The sequence below is a fragment of the Paenibacillus diazotrophicus genome, from assembly GCF_042610465.1.
Window position 1 is genome coordinate 1,673,431 of record NZ_JBGJZN010000001.1, and the last position, 16,521, is coordinate 1,689,951.

General features: G+C 48.3%; 13 protein-coding genes. 1 reads left to right on the plus strand and 12 read right to left on the minus strand.

The window, feature by feature from the left end:
• Positions 1–6: 6 nt before the first annotated feature.
• The 5 genes from ACAN54_RS07620 to ACAN54_RS07640 form a co-directional block, all read right to left on the minus strand.
• Positions 7–1,515, minus strand: coding sequence for a hypothetical protein (locus ACAN54_RS07620; RefSeq protein WP_379152645.1), 1,509 nt, complete (start codon positions 1,513–1,515; stop codon positions 7–9).
• A gap of 295 nt (positions 1,516–1,810) precedes the next feature.
• Complete coding sequence (locus tag ACAN54_RS07625) at positions 1,811–2,245, minus strand: SRPBCC family protein (RefSeq protein ID WP_379152647.1); 435 nt, start codon at positions 2,243–2,245, stop codon at positions 1,811–1,813.
• A gap of 12 nt (positions 2,246–2,257) precedes the next feature.
• Positions 2,258–2,869: a GNAT family N-acetyltransferase gene (locus tag ACAN54_RS07630; protein ID WP_379152649.1), complete on the minus strand. Its 612-nt coding sequence runs from the start codon at positions 2,867–2,869 to the stop codon at positions 2,258–2,260.
• Positions 2,870–3,045: 176 nt separating this feature from the next.
• On the minus strand, positions 3,046–4,959 hold the full coding sequence (thrS, locus tag ACAN54_RS07635) for a threonine--tRNA ligase (RefSeq protein WP_379154147.1): 1,914 nt from the start codon (positions 4,957–4,959) through the stop codon (positions 3,046–3,048).
• 399 nt (positions 4,960–5,358) lie between these two features.
• Positions 5,359–6,036, minus strand: a complete 678-nt coding sequence (locus ACAN54_RS07640) for an HAD family hydrolase (protein ID WP_379152651.1) — start codon at positions 6,034–6,036, stop codon at positions 5,359–5,361.
• 145 nt (positions 6,037–6,181) lie between these two features.
• Between ACAN54_RS07640 and ACAN54_RS07645 the strand changes: the two genes are divergently transcribed.
• On the plus strand, positions 6,182–6,667 hold the full coding sequence (locus ACAN54_RS07645; protein ID WP_379152653.1) for a DUF6803 family protein: 486 nt from the start codon (positions 6,182–6,184) through the stop codon (positions 6,665–6,667).
• Between the two features lie 135 nt (positions 6,668–6,802).
• Here the strand turns inward: ACAN54_RS07645 and ACAN54_RS07650 are convergent, their stop codons facing one another.
• From ACAN54_RS07650 to ACAN54_RS07680, 7 genes are all read right to left on the minus strand, one after another.
• Positions 6,803–8,191 (minus strand): sensor histidine kinase, encoded by a 1,389-nt coding sequence (locus tag ACAN54_RS07650; protein ID WP_379152655.1) that lies wholly within the window; start codon positions 8,189–8,191, stop codon positions 6,803–6,805.
• On the minus strand, positions 8,188–8,892 hold the full coding sequence (locus ACAN54_RS07655) for a response regulator transcription factor (RefSeq protein WP_379152657.1): 705 nt from the start codon (positions 8,890–8,892) through the stop codon (positions 8,188–8,190). Before ACAN54_RS07655 ends, ACAN54_RS07650 begins: the two co-directional genes overlap by 4 nt.
• 3 nt (positions 8,893–8,895) lie before the next feature.
• Positions 8,896–11,826 (minus strand): insulinase family protein, encoded by a 2,931-nt coding sequence (locus ACAN54_RS07660; RefSeq protein ID WP_379152659.1) that lies wholly within the window; start codon positions 11,824–11,826, stop codon positions 8,896–8,898.
• Between the two features lie 326 nt (positions 11,827–12,152).
• Entirely contained in the window at positions 12,153–13,511 is a 1,359-nt protein-coding gene (locus tag ACAN54_RS07665) for a glycoside hydrolase family 64 protein (RefSeq protein WP_379152661.1), read from the minus strand.
• Between the two features lie 242 nt (positions 13,512–13,753).
• Positions 13,754–14,266: a peptide-methionine (S)-S-oxide reductase MsrA gene (gene msrA / locus ACAN54_RS07670; protein WP_379152663.1), complete on the minus strand. Its 513-nt coding sequence runs from the start codon at positions 14,264–14,266 to the stop codon at positions 13,754–13,756.
• Positions 14,267–14,345: 79 nt separating this feature from the next.
• Entirely contained in the window at positions 14,346–15,368 is a 1,023-nt protein-coding gene (locus tag ACAN54_RS07675) for a Gfo/Idh/MocA family protein (RefSeq protein ID WP_379152665.1), read from the minus strand.
• Between the two features lie 51 nt (positions 15,369–15,419).
• Entirely contained in the window at positions 15,420–16,508 is a 1,089-nt protein-coding gene (locus ACAN54_RS07680; protein WP_379152667.1) for a Gfo/Idh/MocA family protein, read from the minus strand.
• Between the last annotated feature and the right edge of the window lie 13 nt (positions 16,509–16,521).

Sequence of the window (16,521 nt, forward strand, 5' to 3'; positions counted from 1 at the left end):
TTCATCTCACCTCTCGATTATAGTAATAGTATAAGGACTCATTTCCAGGCCGGGCCAGGAGACAAGTTGCGTATGTGTGTTCTGTATTGTTGTGCGTAGCACTGTGCCGCGCAGTACCTCCAGATCAGGGTTAGAATCCAGCAGCCGCTGGATGAGCTCCTGACATTCATCTGACGCTCCGCCCTTACTGTCCGGATCCAGGTCCTGCACTGTAATTTCAGCATGGAAGAACTGCACCCACAGATCGACGGCATCAGGTGTCGAGGACCATTGGCGCTGTTGCTCTTCTGTGAAAGCTTCTGCAGAAAAAGTAAAGCTTCCTTGATCCGCCAGTTTTTGTAAAATAGGACCCCATAGTTCTGCAACCTCAGGCCATGGAATAGACCTCGGTGTATATGGAATACTTTCCTCTTCTCCAGCTTCATCTGGATCGTCTAATTCATCTACGGGCAGGAACCCGACCTCCTGTTCTTCCCATGCCCAGGCCAGCGGGTAGATAAAGTCCTGATTAGGCGCGAACAATCCGCTAACCAGCATCTCCAGGCTGTCCGCATCCGGCAAACCTTCGGCTTTAACCCATTCCTCCCAGACATTGGTACGAAAATTAAAGCCTCCCGCTCCCCAGAAGAGCTCGGGGAAATTCAACCGGAGATTCGTCTCTGCCTCAAAAATGCTTAGCACCACTTCAGCAAGCTCATCGTGTACCCGTCTGGATAACTCCACTCTTTCCGACAGCTGGCGGAGCTCATTGAAGTCGATAACATCCTTCTCATCATTAGCCAGACGGGCTAGTGAACGGTGGATATTATCAAAGTGCTTGCGCTCCTCGTCAAACTGCAGGTGGATTTCCTCCAGCCTCTGATGCCGCAGCACACCGTATTCACTGAACATATGCTTCGGATTACGACGCAGCGCATTTCGGTATTCCTGCTGCTGCTGTGTCATCTTCCGTACCCGCGAGATCAGTTCACTCACATCCTGCAACGCGCGGGTCACCCGTCCATGCTTGATGTGCATCTGAATTTCCAGCAGCTTGATGCTGATCTGAAATTCTTCGATAATCTCATGGCTCATGAAGATCAGCTCCATGGCGTATTCCGACAGCCGGTAGACGGTTTTGCCGCTCTCCTCCCAGCTGGTGCGGGTAGCATCCTCATCGACAGTAAAGTACTTGTATTTCTGTACTTCCATCTTCTGGGACAGATCATCATAATAGTAGGCTTCAAAATCGCCACCGCTCCCGCTCCACAGCAGACCATCCACTAGCCGACCTACAGATTCGGCAGTACCAAGCTTGACTATATTGAACCGCTCCAGTGAACTCCAGGCCAGCTCCACGATATCCTCCCTGGCTCTAAGTTCACTGGATTCCAGTTCCAGATAATAGACCTGCAGCAGCACACTGAGCGCTATCATTTCCTTATACGGCTGCAGCTCGCCAAGATTCATGCCCGCCCCCAAGGTCCACAAGGGATTGAGACGTTTATTCCGTTCTCCAAAATCACTCCAGTTCATGCTTCACTCCAACCTCGCCATCACTTCGTAGTTTAGGACTTCCTGGGGAATTCTTATAAAATAACATAAACCCATATCTGCCCCATAGAGGGTGGAATATGGGCTATATAGATAGAACATGAACTCTGCGGGATTAATCTCTGATCTCTTACAGATAAGTTCCTGCTACCGGGGAATGTATGTTTCTATTATATCAATGATCTAGAATTCTGGCTATTTGCAAAAATAATAATGAAGAGAACATACAACAAAACGCATGCCGATGTCGGCATGCGCTATTAAGGCTGATAAGATTCTATTCTTCCGGAGATGTTTCCACATATTTTTTGAAATTATCTAGAATCGCTTGCCAACCGGCTCGCTGCATTTCGGCGGGATTGCTATCTTCCGCATCGAACACTGTGATGATTTTTGTGTTGTGATCTTGGTGTGAGAAGTTGATTACCACTTTTCTACCGTCGGCAATCGTATAGGATATACTCTCGTTAAGGTTCACCTGGTCGTACACTCCGGTAAAATCAAATCCAAAGCTGCCGTCCTTGGCTTCCATTCTAGAGAGAAATTTACCACCGGCCTTCAGGTCATTCTCTGCGTATGGCGTATGCCAGTCTTCGGAAGCGTTATTCCATTGCGTGATATGCTTCGGCTCTGTCCAATAGGTCCACACTTTTTCAATAGGAGCATTAACTACTGTGTCCACTGTTACCGTTACCGGCTTACCTGTCTCCACTATATAACCCCCTCAATGGCTGATTTGTTCTGCATACTTCACATGCAGCAAGTAATGCAGATTGGCTTGCACCGCAGGCCACTCGTCATCAATGATACTGTACAGCATGCTATTCACTATAGGGCCTTCCATGGTGATCCGGTGTTTACGCAGAACGCCCTCTTTTACCGCACCAATACGTTCGATGGCTTTTTGTGACCTCAGATTGTCCCCCGCGATCGTGAAGTTCACACGAATCAAACCCAGGGATTCAAAACAATACTGCAGTAACAATGATTTGGATTCCGTATTTACAGCAGTCCGCCAGAACTGGGGTGCAATCCAGGTGCAGCCAATTTCCGCATTGCGGTGATTGTGATCTATATGCATAATTCGCGATGTCCCGGCGACTCTGCCTGTGGATTGTTCAATCATAACAAAAGGGAGCTCCGTCCCCTTCGCCTGATTGGCCAGCGCCGTGTCAATTAAACTTTCCGCTTGTGCGTCTGATGTGATTTTGCGCCAGGTATACTCCCAAATTTGCGGATGGCTCATAATAGCGATCAGATCCGCCTTATGCGCGGATTCCATAGGAACCATTCTAATACTAGTGCCGCTAAGTTCTCTGATATTATTGGAAATCACGAAGTTGCCTCCTATAGACGTATTCTCCCAGACTTCCCGCAGAAGGGAATCTTCATATCATTATAAATTACATCCATCAACCCTGTCTGCCACATTCATATAAAAAAAGAGCCCCGTTTGTGTAAAACGGAGCTGCTTCCGGCTGTCATTTTGCCGATATTTTAATGAAGATACATCTATTCTCTTGTGTCATTCTCACAGATCATTTGCCGGACAAGCTCGGAGACGCTCATGACTCCGATATCACCTGCCGCACGTTTTCTTACAGATACAGTAGCGGAGTTCTGCTCCTGCTCACCAATCACAAGCATATAAGGTACTTTCTCCAGCTGGGCTTCGCGGATTCTGTAGCCCAACTTTTCATTCCGCAGATCAAGCTCGGCGCGGATTCCGGCATCCTGCAGTTCTTTTTTCACCTTGAAGGCATAATCGGTAAAGTGTTCAGAGACTGGTAAGAGCTTCACTTGTACAGGGGACAGCCACAGTGGAAAAGCTCCGCTGAAATGCTCTGTAATAATCCCCATGAACCGGTCAATTGAGCCATATATGGCACGGTGGATGACAACCGGACGGTGTTTCTCACCATCTTCACCGATATAATTCAGATCGAACTTCTCGGGCATCTGTAGATCCAGTTGAATGGTTCCGCATTGCCAGCTTCTCTTAAGCGCATCCTGAATATGAAAGTCGATCTTCGGCCCGTAAAAAGCCCCGTCTCCCGCATTTATCCGGTACTCGATCCCGCGTCTATCCAGTACTCTTTGCAGCGATGCTTCCGCCTGATCCCAAAATGCCTCCGAACCCATATAGTCTTCCGGCCGTGTAGACAGCTCCACCCTGTATTCGAAGCCGAATACTTTGTAGATATAGTCGATCAGTTCCAAAACGCCGCCGATTTCTTCTTCAATCTGTTCAGGAAGCACAAACAGGTGGGCATCATCCTGGCAAAAGGTCCGGACCCGCATCATCCCGTTCAGCGCTCCTGAGAATTCATGACGGTGAACCTGACCAAACTCCGCGATACGTATCGGCAGTTCCCGGTAGGAATGCAGGCTATTTTTGAACATCAGCATATGCCCTGGACAATTCATCGGCTTCAGCGCATATTTCGTTTCGTCCACCTGAGTAAAGTACATGTTGTCCTTGTAATGATCCCAATGGCCCGACTGCTCCCACATCCGGTTGTTCATCATCAGGGGCGTACGAACCTCATCATACCCCCGCTCACGCTGCAGTGCCCGGGAGAAGTCCTCAAGTTCTGTGCGGAGAATCATGCCTTTAGGCAGGTAAAAGGGCATACCCGGCGCTTCTTCGGAAAACATGAATAATCCAAGCTCCTTACCCAGCTTGCGGTGATCCCGTTTCTTCGCTTCCTCCAGCATGTGCAGATGCTCATCCAGCTGAGCCTTCTTGTAAAAAGCCGTACCATAAATGCGCTGCAGCATTTGATTATCCGAATTACCGCGCCAATAGGCTCCCGCTACACTCATCAGCTTATAGGCTTTGATCTGGCCTGTAGAAGCCACATGCGGACCTCTGCATAAATCTATGAACTCACCCTGCTCATACAGGCTGATCACTTCGTCCTCCGGCAGACTATGAATCAGTTCCACTTTTAACGGCTGATCCATCGCTTCAAAAAGTGCGACTGCTTCACTGCGGCTGACAACCCGCCGGACAATCGGCAGATTATCCCGAATAATGTTCTGCATTTCCTTCTCAATTGCGGCGAAGTCATCTATTGAAACCGGTTGATCCGCATCAAAATCATAGTAGAAACCATCCTCGACAACCGGACCAATGCCCAGTCTAACCTTCGGTGCGCCATATATTCGTTGGATAGCCTGAGCCATGAGATGTGCTGCACTATGACGCAGGATAGACAATCCTTCTGAACTTTCCGGCATGACGATTTCAACGAGACAGTCGTATTCAACCGGTTGATGGAAGTCAACGGGTGTGCCGTCGATTTTGCCGGCTACTGCTTGTTTCTTCAGGCTAGAGCTGATTGATTCCGCTATTCGTGCAATTGTGGTGTTGCGTGCGTACCTCCTAATTGTTCCATCCGGCAGCGTTACATTGATCTCCATGATTGTGGCCTCCATTTCTTCAGGTTTATTGGTGTTATAGAACGCAAAAAAACGCATCTCTCCCGGAAAGGGACGAGTGCGTTCTGGCTCGTGGTTCCACCCTAATTTGATCTGCAATGTTCGACCCCCGGCTGTTCGGCGGAAGAATCATATACAAGATCCTCATTGGTATCCGTTATCGGGGATAAGTCGGTGACATTTACAGCTTCCCTAACAGCAGGGTAGGTTCAGTGCCACGGCTGCAAAGGGGTAACATCCTGCCGGTCCCTGTAAGAAGCTCTCACCGTTCACTTCTTTCTCTGGCCAGTCCTAGTAGGATATCCTGTCTTTGGTCATTGCCTTGGATATGGTGTTGCTGGTTACATAATACTCAAGTCGTTTACGAAATGTCAACCACTCTTATTTCACAGTAATAACATTTATATAATTGCGCGAGATAATATCACCTATATCTTTCACATCGTAAGCAATATCATCCGCTCCAGCATTTTGAAGCTCCGCTTCCGAACCATAGCCGATCATGACACCCATGGAGGCTACGCCGCATGCTTTGGCACCGATAATATCATGTTCGCGGTCTCCAATCATCAGCGCGGTTTCCGGAAGAATGTGATTCTCGTCCAGAACATACTGAATAACCTCTTTCTTCTTAGATCGGGTACCGTCCAGATTACTTCCAGCCACATGCCGGAAATATTTGTTCAGGCCATAATGCCGGATGATCTCTTCCGCAAATACCGTGGGTTTTGAAGTAGCTACGTATAGATTGAAGCCTTTGTCCTGCAGTTCCTCCAGTAGTTCCGGGATGCCATCAATCACCGCATTCTCGTACATTCCCAGTGTGCGGTACCGTTCACGGTAGAATTCAACAGCTTTGGCCGCCATCTCGGCGGAGAATCCCTGTATTTCTATAAAAGAATCATATAAGGGCGGGCCGATATATGGCAGGAGCAGATCGGGATGCTCCACGGTAATATCGAATTTGCCCAGGGCGTATTCTACGCTTTTGGTGATCCCTTCTTTGGGGTCGGTTAAGGTGCCATCCAGATCAAATAAAATATTTTCGAGTCTCTCCATAACTTACGTCTTGCCCCTTCCGTATTCATTTGCTGCCTGCATGATGTCACAACTCTTACAATCATACCTTTGATTCTCCATACTTTCCACACACTTATCTACTACTATGATTATGACAGTTAATTAATTTATTGGAGGAACCAACATGAACATGACGCATTATATGTTCCTGCTCGCGGATAATCAGCCATGGAATCTGATTCTTTTTATGGCAATCCCGGTCATCTTTGCAGAGACGATCACCGTGACTGAATTTATTATTTTGTTCACCAAAAAACTGAGCGGGCCCCTCAGGACGTTTAATCGGGTATGCAGTATTCTGGCCGGGCTATATTTTACAGGAGTATTCCTGTACTTGTTCCCTACTGCTTTTGTACCGATTACCGCAAACGGGGAATGGCATACATGGGTTGACGTAGTGGCGGTAAGCTTTTACTTAAGCGGAGTCATCTTCCTTCTGCCCCTGGCGCTGCTGGACCTTGGACTGATTGCCCGCAAACAAAGTGAGGAAAACAAGATGAAGCTGCATTTCATCCTGATCAGTGGATTTCTTGTGGTAGCGCATATCGCGATGATCTTCGGGATGGTTAATCCTGAGATTATGGGCGGGATGGCTGGAATGAGCCATTAAGTTGGACTTGGAAAATAGAGAAGAACGCGTGTGGGTGCGCGTTCTTTTTTGTGCTATGGGAATGATCGGAATGATGTACTTCAGTTTGGCCTTTTTAGATAGGCTCTTTCCCTCAGTGAATTCAAATGCTATTCATCACTTACGCAGGGGAAACCTGACCTCGCAGCGGGTGCCAACGCCTACTTTACTGGTGATGCCAATCGAACCGCCAAGAAGCTCGACCAGTTTCTTCACGATGGAAAGGCCAAGCCCAGTGCCTCCATACTGTCTTGAGCGGGACTTTTCGACCCTATAAAAGCGGTCAAAGATATACGGAAGCTCATCTTCAGGGATGCCCATACCTGTATCCTCTACGATGAAGTGCACGACATCAGATGTATACTTGAGCTGAATATTAATCTTACCCTCATCGGTATAGCGCACGGCATTTTCCAGCAGATTCATCACGATTTGCTCCATCCGTTTGCGGTCTCCATGCAAATTGGCAGCTTGTCCACTATGCAATACTGTAATACTCAGGCCTTTTTCTTTGGCGGCCAAATCCAGCTTGCGGGCTGCCTGATCCACAACCAGCTTCAAGTCTACCATCTCAAGGTTAAGCGGAATTTGGCCCTCCTCCATCTTGGCCAACTCAAACAGATCATCTACAAGATGCTGGATGCGGTGTGCCTCCTGATCAATAATGTCTAGATACTGTTTTTTTTCCTCTTCAGTCTCATAGAGTTCACCCTTCACTACCTTGGCATAACCTTGTAGATAGGTGATTGGCGTCCGCAGCTCGTGCGAGATATTCGCCAGAAACTCCTGACGAGTGTCCCGATACCGCTGCAGGTCTATAGCCAGATCGTTAATCGCCGCAGCCAGGAACCCTATCTCGTCAACGCTCCTGATCGCCAGCCTGGTCTCCAGCTCTCCTGCCGCAATTTTGCGGGTTGCTTTCTGCATCTGTACAAGCGGACGAGACAGCACCCGGGCAATGAACCAGGTAATCCCCAGCGCCAGCACCAAAGCCCCCATTCCCGACAAGAGCAGAATATCCCGCACCGAAGCCAAAGATTGCTCCATACTTGCCGTCGATGACATGAGATAGAGTGCAGAACTTATCGTCCTGCCCGTCTTAATGGGTTGCCCCGTCACGAAATACCGGTGTCCCGCAGGATCTTTGTATTGAAAGCTCACACTTTTGCCGGCAAATATCCGCGCCAGATCTGCCGTATGAATAAATGAACGATCCGCCGAGTCATGCACGCCAGAATGAAGATTGATGCTGCTATCCCGGGAAATGTTAAATATACTCACATTAGAAAATTCGGCAAAGGTCCGCATCATTTGTTCGCTGGTAGTGTCCTGGGATTCAGCCATGATGGTGAAATGCGAAGCCAATTCATTGGTTTCGGTCTGCATTTCTTTATAGAAAAAGCTGCTGAACATCCGGTCGATGGCGATCCCCAGAAACAGCAAAACAATCACAAACACCGACATGATCACAAGCCCCAATTTAAAACCGATGATGTTATTCTTCATTCCGTGTCGCCGGGAATTTGAAATTTGTAACCTAGCCCCCATACCGTTTGCACCGGATTATAGGACAGCCCCGCCTTTTGCAGCTTCTCCCGGATGTTCTTGATATGGGTGTCGATCACGCGCGTCTCTCCGCCATAATCATTGCCCCACAATCGTTCAACCAGTTCATCCCTGGTGAATACCCGCTGGCCGCTCCGCGCAAGCATCGTCAACAGATCGAATTCCTTCATAGTAAAATCAATACTTTGCCCTTCAATAAATACTTCTCGTGCTTCAGGAGAGATTCGCAGGCCCGGAAAATTCAACTGCTCTTCCTGGGGCTTGACTGCCTTGGTTAATGAAGAACGCCGGAGCAAAGAGTGAATCCGCGCCAGCAATTCTTCCGGTTCAAAGGGTTTGGTTAGATAGTCATCTGCACCGATGCCCAGCCCCTGCACTTTGTCTTTGGTTTCTGAGCGGGCTGTAAGCATCAGTATAGGAAGCTGAGTATGCTCCCTCACTGCACGGCACACTTGCCAGCCATCCATATCAGGCATCATTACATCCAGGAGCAGCAGATCGAAGCTGTGCTGTTCTACCATACGTAGCGCTTCATGTCCGGTCGCTGCTTCTTGTGTCGCAAAACCTTCTTTTTGTAAATAAATACGCAGTAAATTCCGCATGTTCCACTCGTCATCTACAATCAGAATTTGTGTTTTCATAGGTTACCTCACCAATTCCTCCAGGCTGCCGAATAAGTCTTGTGCCGATTTCATTCTGGATTCGTTACCAACCACACTATAGTAATTCTTATCTGCCACAGCTTTAAGCAGCCCGGCATATTGCCTGATATCTTCGGGGGTAGCTGACAAAATTTCATTCCGTTCCTGCTGCAATTCTTCTGCAGTAATCTGTTCGAAATAATACCTGTCTGCCCGCCGCCCCTGTCCACTGGGACTAAGCGGCTGTTCAAACATCGCCAGGGTGCCAATAATCGCCTTGGTCATCTCTTCTTCATCTGCTTCAAAGCTTCCGGCAAATTGGTATGCCTGATCGTAGACCTCCAGCGTCTCCTGCAAATTCGGATCACGATAGGAGGTGAAGATAAGCACACCATCTCTCCGCAGGATCAGATTCCCGCCATAAGCTCCGCCTTTTACCCGGATTGTATTCCACAGGTAGGTGAGACTAAGGATCTTTTTGAGAACCTGCATCTTGCCTGAATATACAAAACCAAGCTTAGTAAAATCATATCCCTTCACTACATACTGCACCTGGCTTGCTGACATAAAACCCTCGTTATTGGCATGATCCTCCGCCTTCAGCATAAGGTTGGATTTCATATACCCGTCCTGAAGTTTCAGTTGCGGCAATTGAGCAGCGAACTGCTCATAGACATCTGCTGTTCCCGTAACCGAAAGGATTAAATTCTGCTTATTGAACAAGGCCGCACAAATGTCTTTCAGGGTGTCAGCTAAGTGTTCGGCCTGTTTATCAATAGTGTTAGCTAGTCCTCGGATAAAACGGTAATAGGCTACACCGTCAAGCTGTTCCTCGTACGCTCCCATATCGGAGAAATAGGATAGCAATCGGCTGGCTGCGATGTCATTGCCTTTCTGGTTCAGGAACGATTCCATCCGTGAAGCTTCGCGGCGGACGATTTCCTGCAGCTTGGTGTAGTTATCCAGATTGCTGCTATAGAGCATCTCATGGAGAAGCTTAAGCGCATCACTTATGTTGCTCTCTAATACTTTTATACGCGCGCTGAATTTGGGCTGATAGCTGGCTTCAGAATCTGGTTTGGCACCAAACACCTCATTCTGAAATCGAATTCCTCCGGTTTTGATCCCAATCTCACTCGTAAGCTCTTCAATACTATATGCCGCAGTCTCCAATTGCCCAAGCGCCCTCCCCAGCAGCACCAGATATTGAATCTGTTCCGCCGCAAGAACCCTGGTGTCCCAATAAAACTTAATGTAGGCAATTTTGTTCGTAGGTACCTCATGATGAATCAGCTTGATCCCTTCCAGAGTGTACTCATGCGTAGCCACCTGGGATGGAGCGTTACGGTCAATGTCCTGTAGGGACAGCTTCGGGAGCTTCTGCAGATTCTCAGCCGTGTCCGGGAGGCTCTGGCGGGCTAGCAGGTTTTGAGTGCTTTGAACAAGCTGGCTGAGCTGTACCGGGGACAATGATGCTTTATATTCAGCAAGCTGCGCTTTGTTTAAAGCTTCATTCTCGGCCGCAATGGCAGCAGAAGGCTGTAATATTACTACACTGCAGTGGTTACTATTCAGCAAATAGGTTTCGATCAGCTTCTCAAAATAACGGTCCGCACATTTTTCCCGGATGGCAGTGAACGCTTTTTCATATTCCAGATGTGCAGCCGGCGCCCCTCCATACAGCCACGATTTCATTAGCTCAATATTATAGGTCAGCCCTTTGGGATACTGGGTAAAGTCCGCTTCGCGCAGTTCGAATTCCTTGCTGTTGACCGCTGCGAGCACAAGTTTCTCATCCAGACCGTCAGCTACAAGACGGCTTAACACCGTTCTGATCAGGTCAAGGAAAGCCTCTTTGGATGAGGGGTTGGAATGGGTCAGTGTAATGCCCAGCATCGGCTGGACCATACTGTCGGAATAGAAAGCAAACGCGTCTTTGCCCAGTCCGCTTTCGAGCAATGCTTGTTTTAGCGGAGCTGCGTTGCTGTCCATCAGTATGTTTTTTAGAATAGCAAAGGCCAGATTCAGTTCCCGGTCCAGGGAAGTTCCTATCACATAATTCATGCTCAAATAGGTTTTATCTTCAGCGGTTTCTGATTCCAGAATGGGATATTCCGAAGTGAGTTCCGTCATTCCGGTCGGCTGCTGCAGAGGAATTGCGGTATCGAGATCATTACGAGTGTAATGGCTGAGATATTCCTGATGGATGAACTGCAGTCTCTCTTCGATGTTCACGTCTCCATATAGATAAAAATAGCTGTTGGACGGGTGATAATAATGACTGTGAGTCGCAAGGAACTGTTCATAGGTCAACGCAGGGATATTCTGCGGATCTCCCCCGGAGGAATGGCGGTAGATCGTATCGGGGTACAGCGATTTTTTGATCCGGTCAATCAGAACCGTAACCGGCGAGGAATAAGATCCTTTCATCTCATTGTAGACGACGCCTTTATAGATCAGCTCATCCTGTTCTTGCTGGAGTTCGTAATGCCATCCCTCCTGCTCAAAAATCTCCTGCTGCCTGTAAATATTCGGCTTAAATACACTATCCAGATAGACTTCCATCAAGTTGGAGAAATCCTTGTTATTCCGGCTCGCCACCGGATACATAGTTTTGTCTGCAAACGTAAATGCGTTCAAGAATGTCTTCATTGAGCCCTTGAGCAGCTCGACAAACGGTTCCTTGACCGGGTATTTGTCAGATCCGCACAAGACCGAATGCTCCAGAATATGAAACACGCCTGTGCTGTCCTCCGGCGGAGTCCGAAAGCTCACACTGAAAACTTTATTGTCATCCTGATTCTGCACAAAAAGCAGCTTGGCACCGCTTGGCTGATGCTCCATTGTAAATACGGAGGATTCGATTTCCCGGATAAATTCCTCACGTACGACTTGAAATCCTGAATAAATACTACCTGTCTTCAAGTTGCTCACAGATTTCACTCCTCTATTTAGGGCTAACCTCACTCCATGAGCTTATCATATTCCGGGTTTCCTGTTCCATCCGTAGAAGACTTGCAGTATGAATTTGCGAATTACTGGCAGGTTATGTTCCGGTGTTGGCGCCGCTCTCCCACGAATGTAAATAGAAGTGTACTGAATAAATATGTAGGAAGAATGTAGAATTGCAATAATTAAAAATATATTAATAGCGTAATGAAAATCTAATTGAACAAAGAAGGCTGCGCCGCCATTCATTAAGCGGTGCAGCCTTCTTATACATCGGATTTTACAATTAGAAGTCAGTGCGAATTACACGTTTACCAGGCTACACGGATAATCAGGCCTTTGGGATCGCCTACCTCCAGATAAGCTGCTTGACCGTTGACATCATCATAAGGGAAGCCGTAAGCCAGGCCGCTGATGCTGTGGTCATGCCAGAACTTTGCATAATAGTTGGCTGGAGCTGCGTTGTAATAGTTCGCTACATTATTCCAGTTGCTGGTTGTATAGACATGGCGGTTGATGGCAGCCGCAGTAGCAGCATCGGTGAGCGCACCGTCACAGCGGAGAATATCCTGGGTGTTATAACTCGAATAGCCGGCAAAATAATTGGCATTAGCCCCGCCTGGAGCAAAAGATCCGTGAATCGGAGCTACGATGCGGTATGGTGCCTGATCGGTAGCCAGTGATTTGAAGGCGGTTGGCACTTCGTTCTGATATTTCGTGAATATTCCTGCACGGGTTTCCGATTCCAATTCACCTACAGTCCGGTCGTATGAGCCGGACAAGCTCACCAGACGGTGCTGGATCGGGAATCCGAATGCGTCAACGCGGGTAGTATTGCCGTGATATCCGGTGGCGTCGACTGTGAATTCAATAAAATCAAAATAGATATTACGGTTCGGATCCGTTGCATTATTGATATCCGGTCCGGCAAAGCCGTCGTTATAGGTTTTGATGTACAGTGGTGTTCCTACACTGAGGAACATCCGCCCGGAGGTGATTTTGGGCATGTTCACCCATGAGGCTTGGCTGACCGTGTGATAAATATTCGCATAATTCACGCCGTTTTTGGTCAAATGGCCAGACGCGTCGTTCAGAGCCGCTGAGATAGGCACCAGATTTCCATTCAAATCCAGATAACTCCATTGTCCGTTAGCCGGATTGATGCCGATAACCCCCCAGTAGACTTGACTGTCAGAGTATGCTCCCCCTGTTCCGTTCATTACCTTAAAGGATAGCGATCCGCTTGGTGCTGTGGGAATGGAGGATGCGGCAATGGAATAGATCGAACCGGAGGAATTGGATGGCGGTGTTGTAGGTGTGGTTCCGGCATTGAAAGTGAACCAGCCAGTGTCATAAGCAGGAGTTCCGTTGTTATATGTGAAGAAATAGGTGATTGCTGTCCCGCTTGATACACCCGTTACGGTTTGTTCATAGCGGGCTTTGCTGCTGCTGTACGTCATGCGAAGATTAATCTGGGTTCCACCATTAAGCTTGTAATGCACGTCCGTCCAGCTAGTGCTTACAGCAGATTTGAACCAGATCGTTGCTGTGGTTCCAGACAAGTCGACACCTTGCGTGTAATCGGCGGCCTCGGCTTTGGAGCCGAACAGCGGGAAGCAGGAGATCAGCATCAGAAGCGCGAGCACGGACATGAGCCATTTTTTTCTCATCGCAATCATCCTCCATTATATGGAATAAGTTCAATCACGCACCATAAATGTATGCGTTTACAATGCTGATTATAGTATTCTTATTGCTCATTTAGTAGGAGCAGAATTTCGGATTTGGTCTCCATATTTTGGGTGAAACGTTTTGATAATCAATGGATCTGCCACATTTGCTGCAAAAAAAGAAAAAACCTTATGTCTCCTGAATGCAGGAGGTATAAGGCTTTTGAAAAACACTATTAGCTTTACCAATGCTTTGCAATGAAAGTATCGCGTCCAGATTGCTCGCGGTCCTCTTTATAGTGCTTTGGATTCTTTTTGTGATAGTCCTGATGGTATTCTTCTGCCCGGTAAAAGACGGGTGCTGGCAGTATTTCCGTTACGACCGGACCTTCGAACCTGCCGCTTGCTGCTACCTGTTCCCGGGAAGCCAGTGCAGCCAGACGCTGCTCTTCATTATAATAAAATACCGCTGTCCGGTATTGGGGACCTCTATCCTGAAACTGTCCACCATCATCGGTCGGATCGATTTGCGGCCAGAACAGCTCCAGCAGCTTCTCGTACGGGAACAACGCCGGGTCATAAGTAATCTGCACAACCTCATAATGGCCTGTCGTTCCGGTTTTGACCTGTTCATAAGTCGGATTCTCTACGGATCCCCCGGCGTAGCCTGAGATAATCCCATGAATTCCGGGGAGCTCCTCAAAAGGTGTTACCATGCACCAGAAGCAGCCTCCGGCAAACATTGCCTGTTCCATAACCTGTATCCCTCTCCCTGTCTATCATCTGCCATGCTAGAAACGCATGTAATGAAGATAAGGCTAAACGTGCTTAATGTCAATTTGAGGACACAGGTGAACAGAGCCTGGATTCGGATGATTGATAAATACCGGCAATAACCTTCAGCGCTTTGATTCCCTCGTTACCGTCAATCCAGAATTTGCGGCCTTCACTGATGTGTCTGTAGAAGTCATGGATTAACCGTTTATGACTGTTTCCCCAGTAAGACTTTCCTTCGGCTGCCGTAGACGTGGGTTCACATAACAGCGTCTCCTGGCCATCCTTCCAGAGATATAGACAGTCTCTGCGAAGAAGCAGCGTACCCAGCTCAAAAACAACTTCCATTTCAACCGGAGAATTCACGGAATATGCATTCGTTCCATAAAAAATTCCGCGTATATTATCCTTGAAAAGGATGCAGGCATGTGCGGTATCTTCCACTTCAATGACTTCATTCAGCACATCCGTAGTCACACTTCCCTTAATAGAAGTGATTTCGCCGCCGAACCATTGCAGGAGATCGAGCGTATGAATCGTCTGGTTAATCAGGACTCCTCCACCTTCGGTAGACCATTTCCCGCGCCAGCTACTCTGCGTATAATAATCTTCACTCCGGCTCCAGGTCACGATCCCCTTCATGCAGAGCAGCTGGCCGAGAATACGGGAGTCTATAATCTCTTTGATTCGTATGGAAGCTTCATTATAACGATTCTGAAATACAATACCCAACTGTCCCTTGCTTACAGCTGCAGCTTCCTGCATTCTCCGGGCGGACGGCACATCCATGGCCATTGGCTTCTCCGTCAGGACATGATGGCCTGCCTGAAGGAACTCCACTGCCATTGAGGCATGCAGATGATGCGGTGTGCATATGTGAATGATGCTGATGTCTGTTCTCCCAATAAGCTGCTTATAGTCTGTTACCGCTTCACAGCCATAGTCCAGAGCGGCTTGTGCCGCATGTTCAGGATCGGAATCGGCGACGGCAATTAGCCGTGCCCCATCCAACGATAGAATAGCCTTGGCATGCAAGGGGGCAATCGCGCCGCAGCCGATGATCGCTGCACCAATTGTACTCATCCCGGTCCACCTTCCGTTATGCTATGTCTTAAATTCTACTAACTTAGTATGTTACCTGAGAATATCCGGTGTAAGGTTCAGCGCTTGAGATTGGGCTATGAGGCACAGTTCCGCAGCTTTGAACACATGAGCCTGTGTCATCGCCAGCTCTGAACGCTGCAGACAGTCCAGGATAAGCTCACCGAAGAAGGGAAAACCAATTTTGCCGGCTACTTGCTCATAATGTTCGCCCTGTCCGTCTACCCAGAATACATGATCCGGTGTATTTGAGCGGGCAATATCTGTGTATTTGCGAAGCTCCAGGTAACCTTCGGTTCCCATAATGATCATACGCCCGTCTCCCCATGTGCCGAGTCCCTTCGGGGTGAACCAGTCCACACGAAAATATTGGGTTGCACCATTATCACCAACCAGTGATGCATCCCCGAAATCTTCAAGCTCCGGATGGGCAGCATTGTTGTAATTGGCCACCTTGCTGTGCAGTACCTTGGCGTCACGGCAACCCGCATAATAGAGAAATTGTTCGATCTGGTGACTGCCGATATCACAGAGAATCCCCCCATATTTCTCGCGTTGGAAGAACCAGTCGGGACGGCTTGGCGCATTCAGACGGTGAGGCCCCATCCCAATCACCTGTAACACGCGGCCTATCGCACCCTGTCTGATCAAATGGCCAGCGTACACTGCACTTTCTACATGCAGCCGTTCACTGAAATAGCACATGTATTTACGTTTCGTTTTCTCCGCCTGTACCCGCGCCGCCTCCAGCTGTTCCATAGCTGTAAAAGGTGCCTTGTCCGTAAAATAGTCCTTCCCGTGAGCCATTACACGCAAACCCAGTGGTCCTCTTTCAGAAGGCACAGCGGCAGCGGCTACCAGGCGGACCTCCGGGTCTTCCAGTACTTCTTCGGCAGATCTGGCCACCCGGACTCCCGGATATGCGGCCGTGAACGCTTTGATCTTTATCGGATCCTGATCATATACCCATTTCAATTCCGCTCCAGCCTCCACCAGCCCGTTGCACATTCCATAAATGTGTCCGTGGTCCAGCGCGATTGCAGCAATTAAGAATTCGCCTTGTCCCACCACAGGTTTAGCCTCATGTCTGGGAGCATAATTCATTCCGTCATTACGACTCATACATTTTCCCTCC

Excerpts from the sequence above, each read along its gene's own strand:
- ACAN54_RS07620 (WP_379152645.1), bottom strand. The coding sequence starts at position 1,515 with ATGAACTGGAGTGATTTTGGAGAACGGAATAAACGTCTCAATCCCTTG.
- thrS (WP_379154147.1), bottom strand. The coding sequence starts at position 4,959 with ATGGAGATCAATGTAACGCTGCCGGATGGAACAATTAGGAGGTACGCA.
- ACAN54_RS07640 (WP_379152651.1), bottom strand. The coding sequence starts at position 6,036 with ATGGAGAGACTCGAAAATATTTTATTTGATCTGGATGGCACCTTAACC.
- ACAN54_RS07645 (WP_379152653.1), top strand. The coding sequence starts at position 6,182 with ATGAACATGACGCATTATATGTTCCTGCTCGCGGATAATCAGCCATGG.
- ACAN54_RS07650 (WP_379152655.1), bottom strand. The coding sequence starts at position 8,191 with ATGAAGAATAACATCATCGGTTTTAAATTGGGGCTTGTGATCATGTCG.
- ACAN54_RS07655 (WP_379152657.1), bottom strand. The coding sequence starts at position 8,892 with ATGAAAACACAAATTCTGATTGTAGATGACGAGTGGAACATGCGGAAT.
- ACAN54_RS07665 (WP_379152661.1), bottom strand. The coding sequence starts at position 13,511 with ATGAGAAAAAAATGGCTCATGTCCGTGCTCGCGCTTCTGATGCTGATC.
- msrA (WP_379152663.1), bottom strand. The coding sequence starts at position 14,266 with ATGGAACAGGCAATGTTTGCCGGAGGCTGCTTCTGGTGCATGGTAACA.
- ACAN54_RS07675 (WP_379152665.1), bottom strand. The coding sequence starts at position 15,368 with ATGAGTACAATTGGTGCAGCGATCATCGGCTGCGGCGCGATTGCCCCC.
- ACAN54_RS07680 (WP_379152667.1), bottom strand. The coding sequence starts at position 16,508 with ATGAGTCGTAATGACGGAATGAATTATGCTCCCAGACATGAGGCTAAA.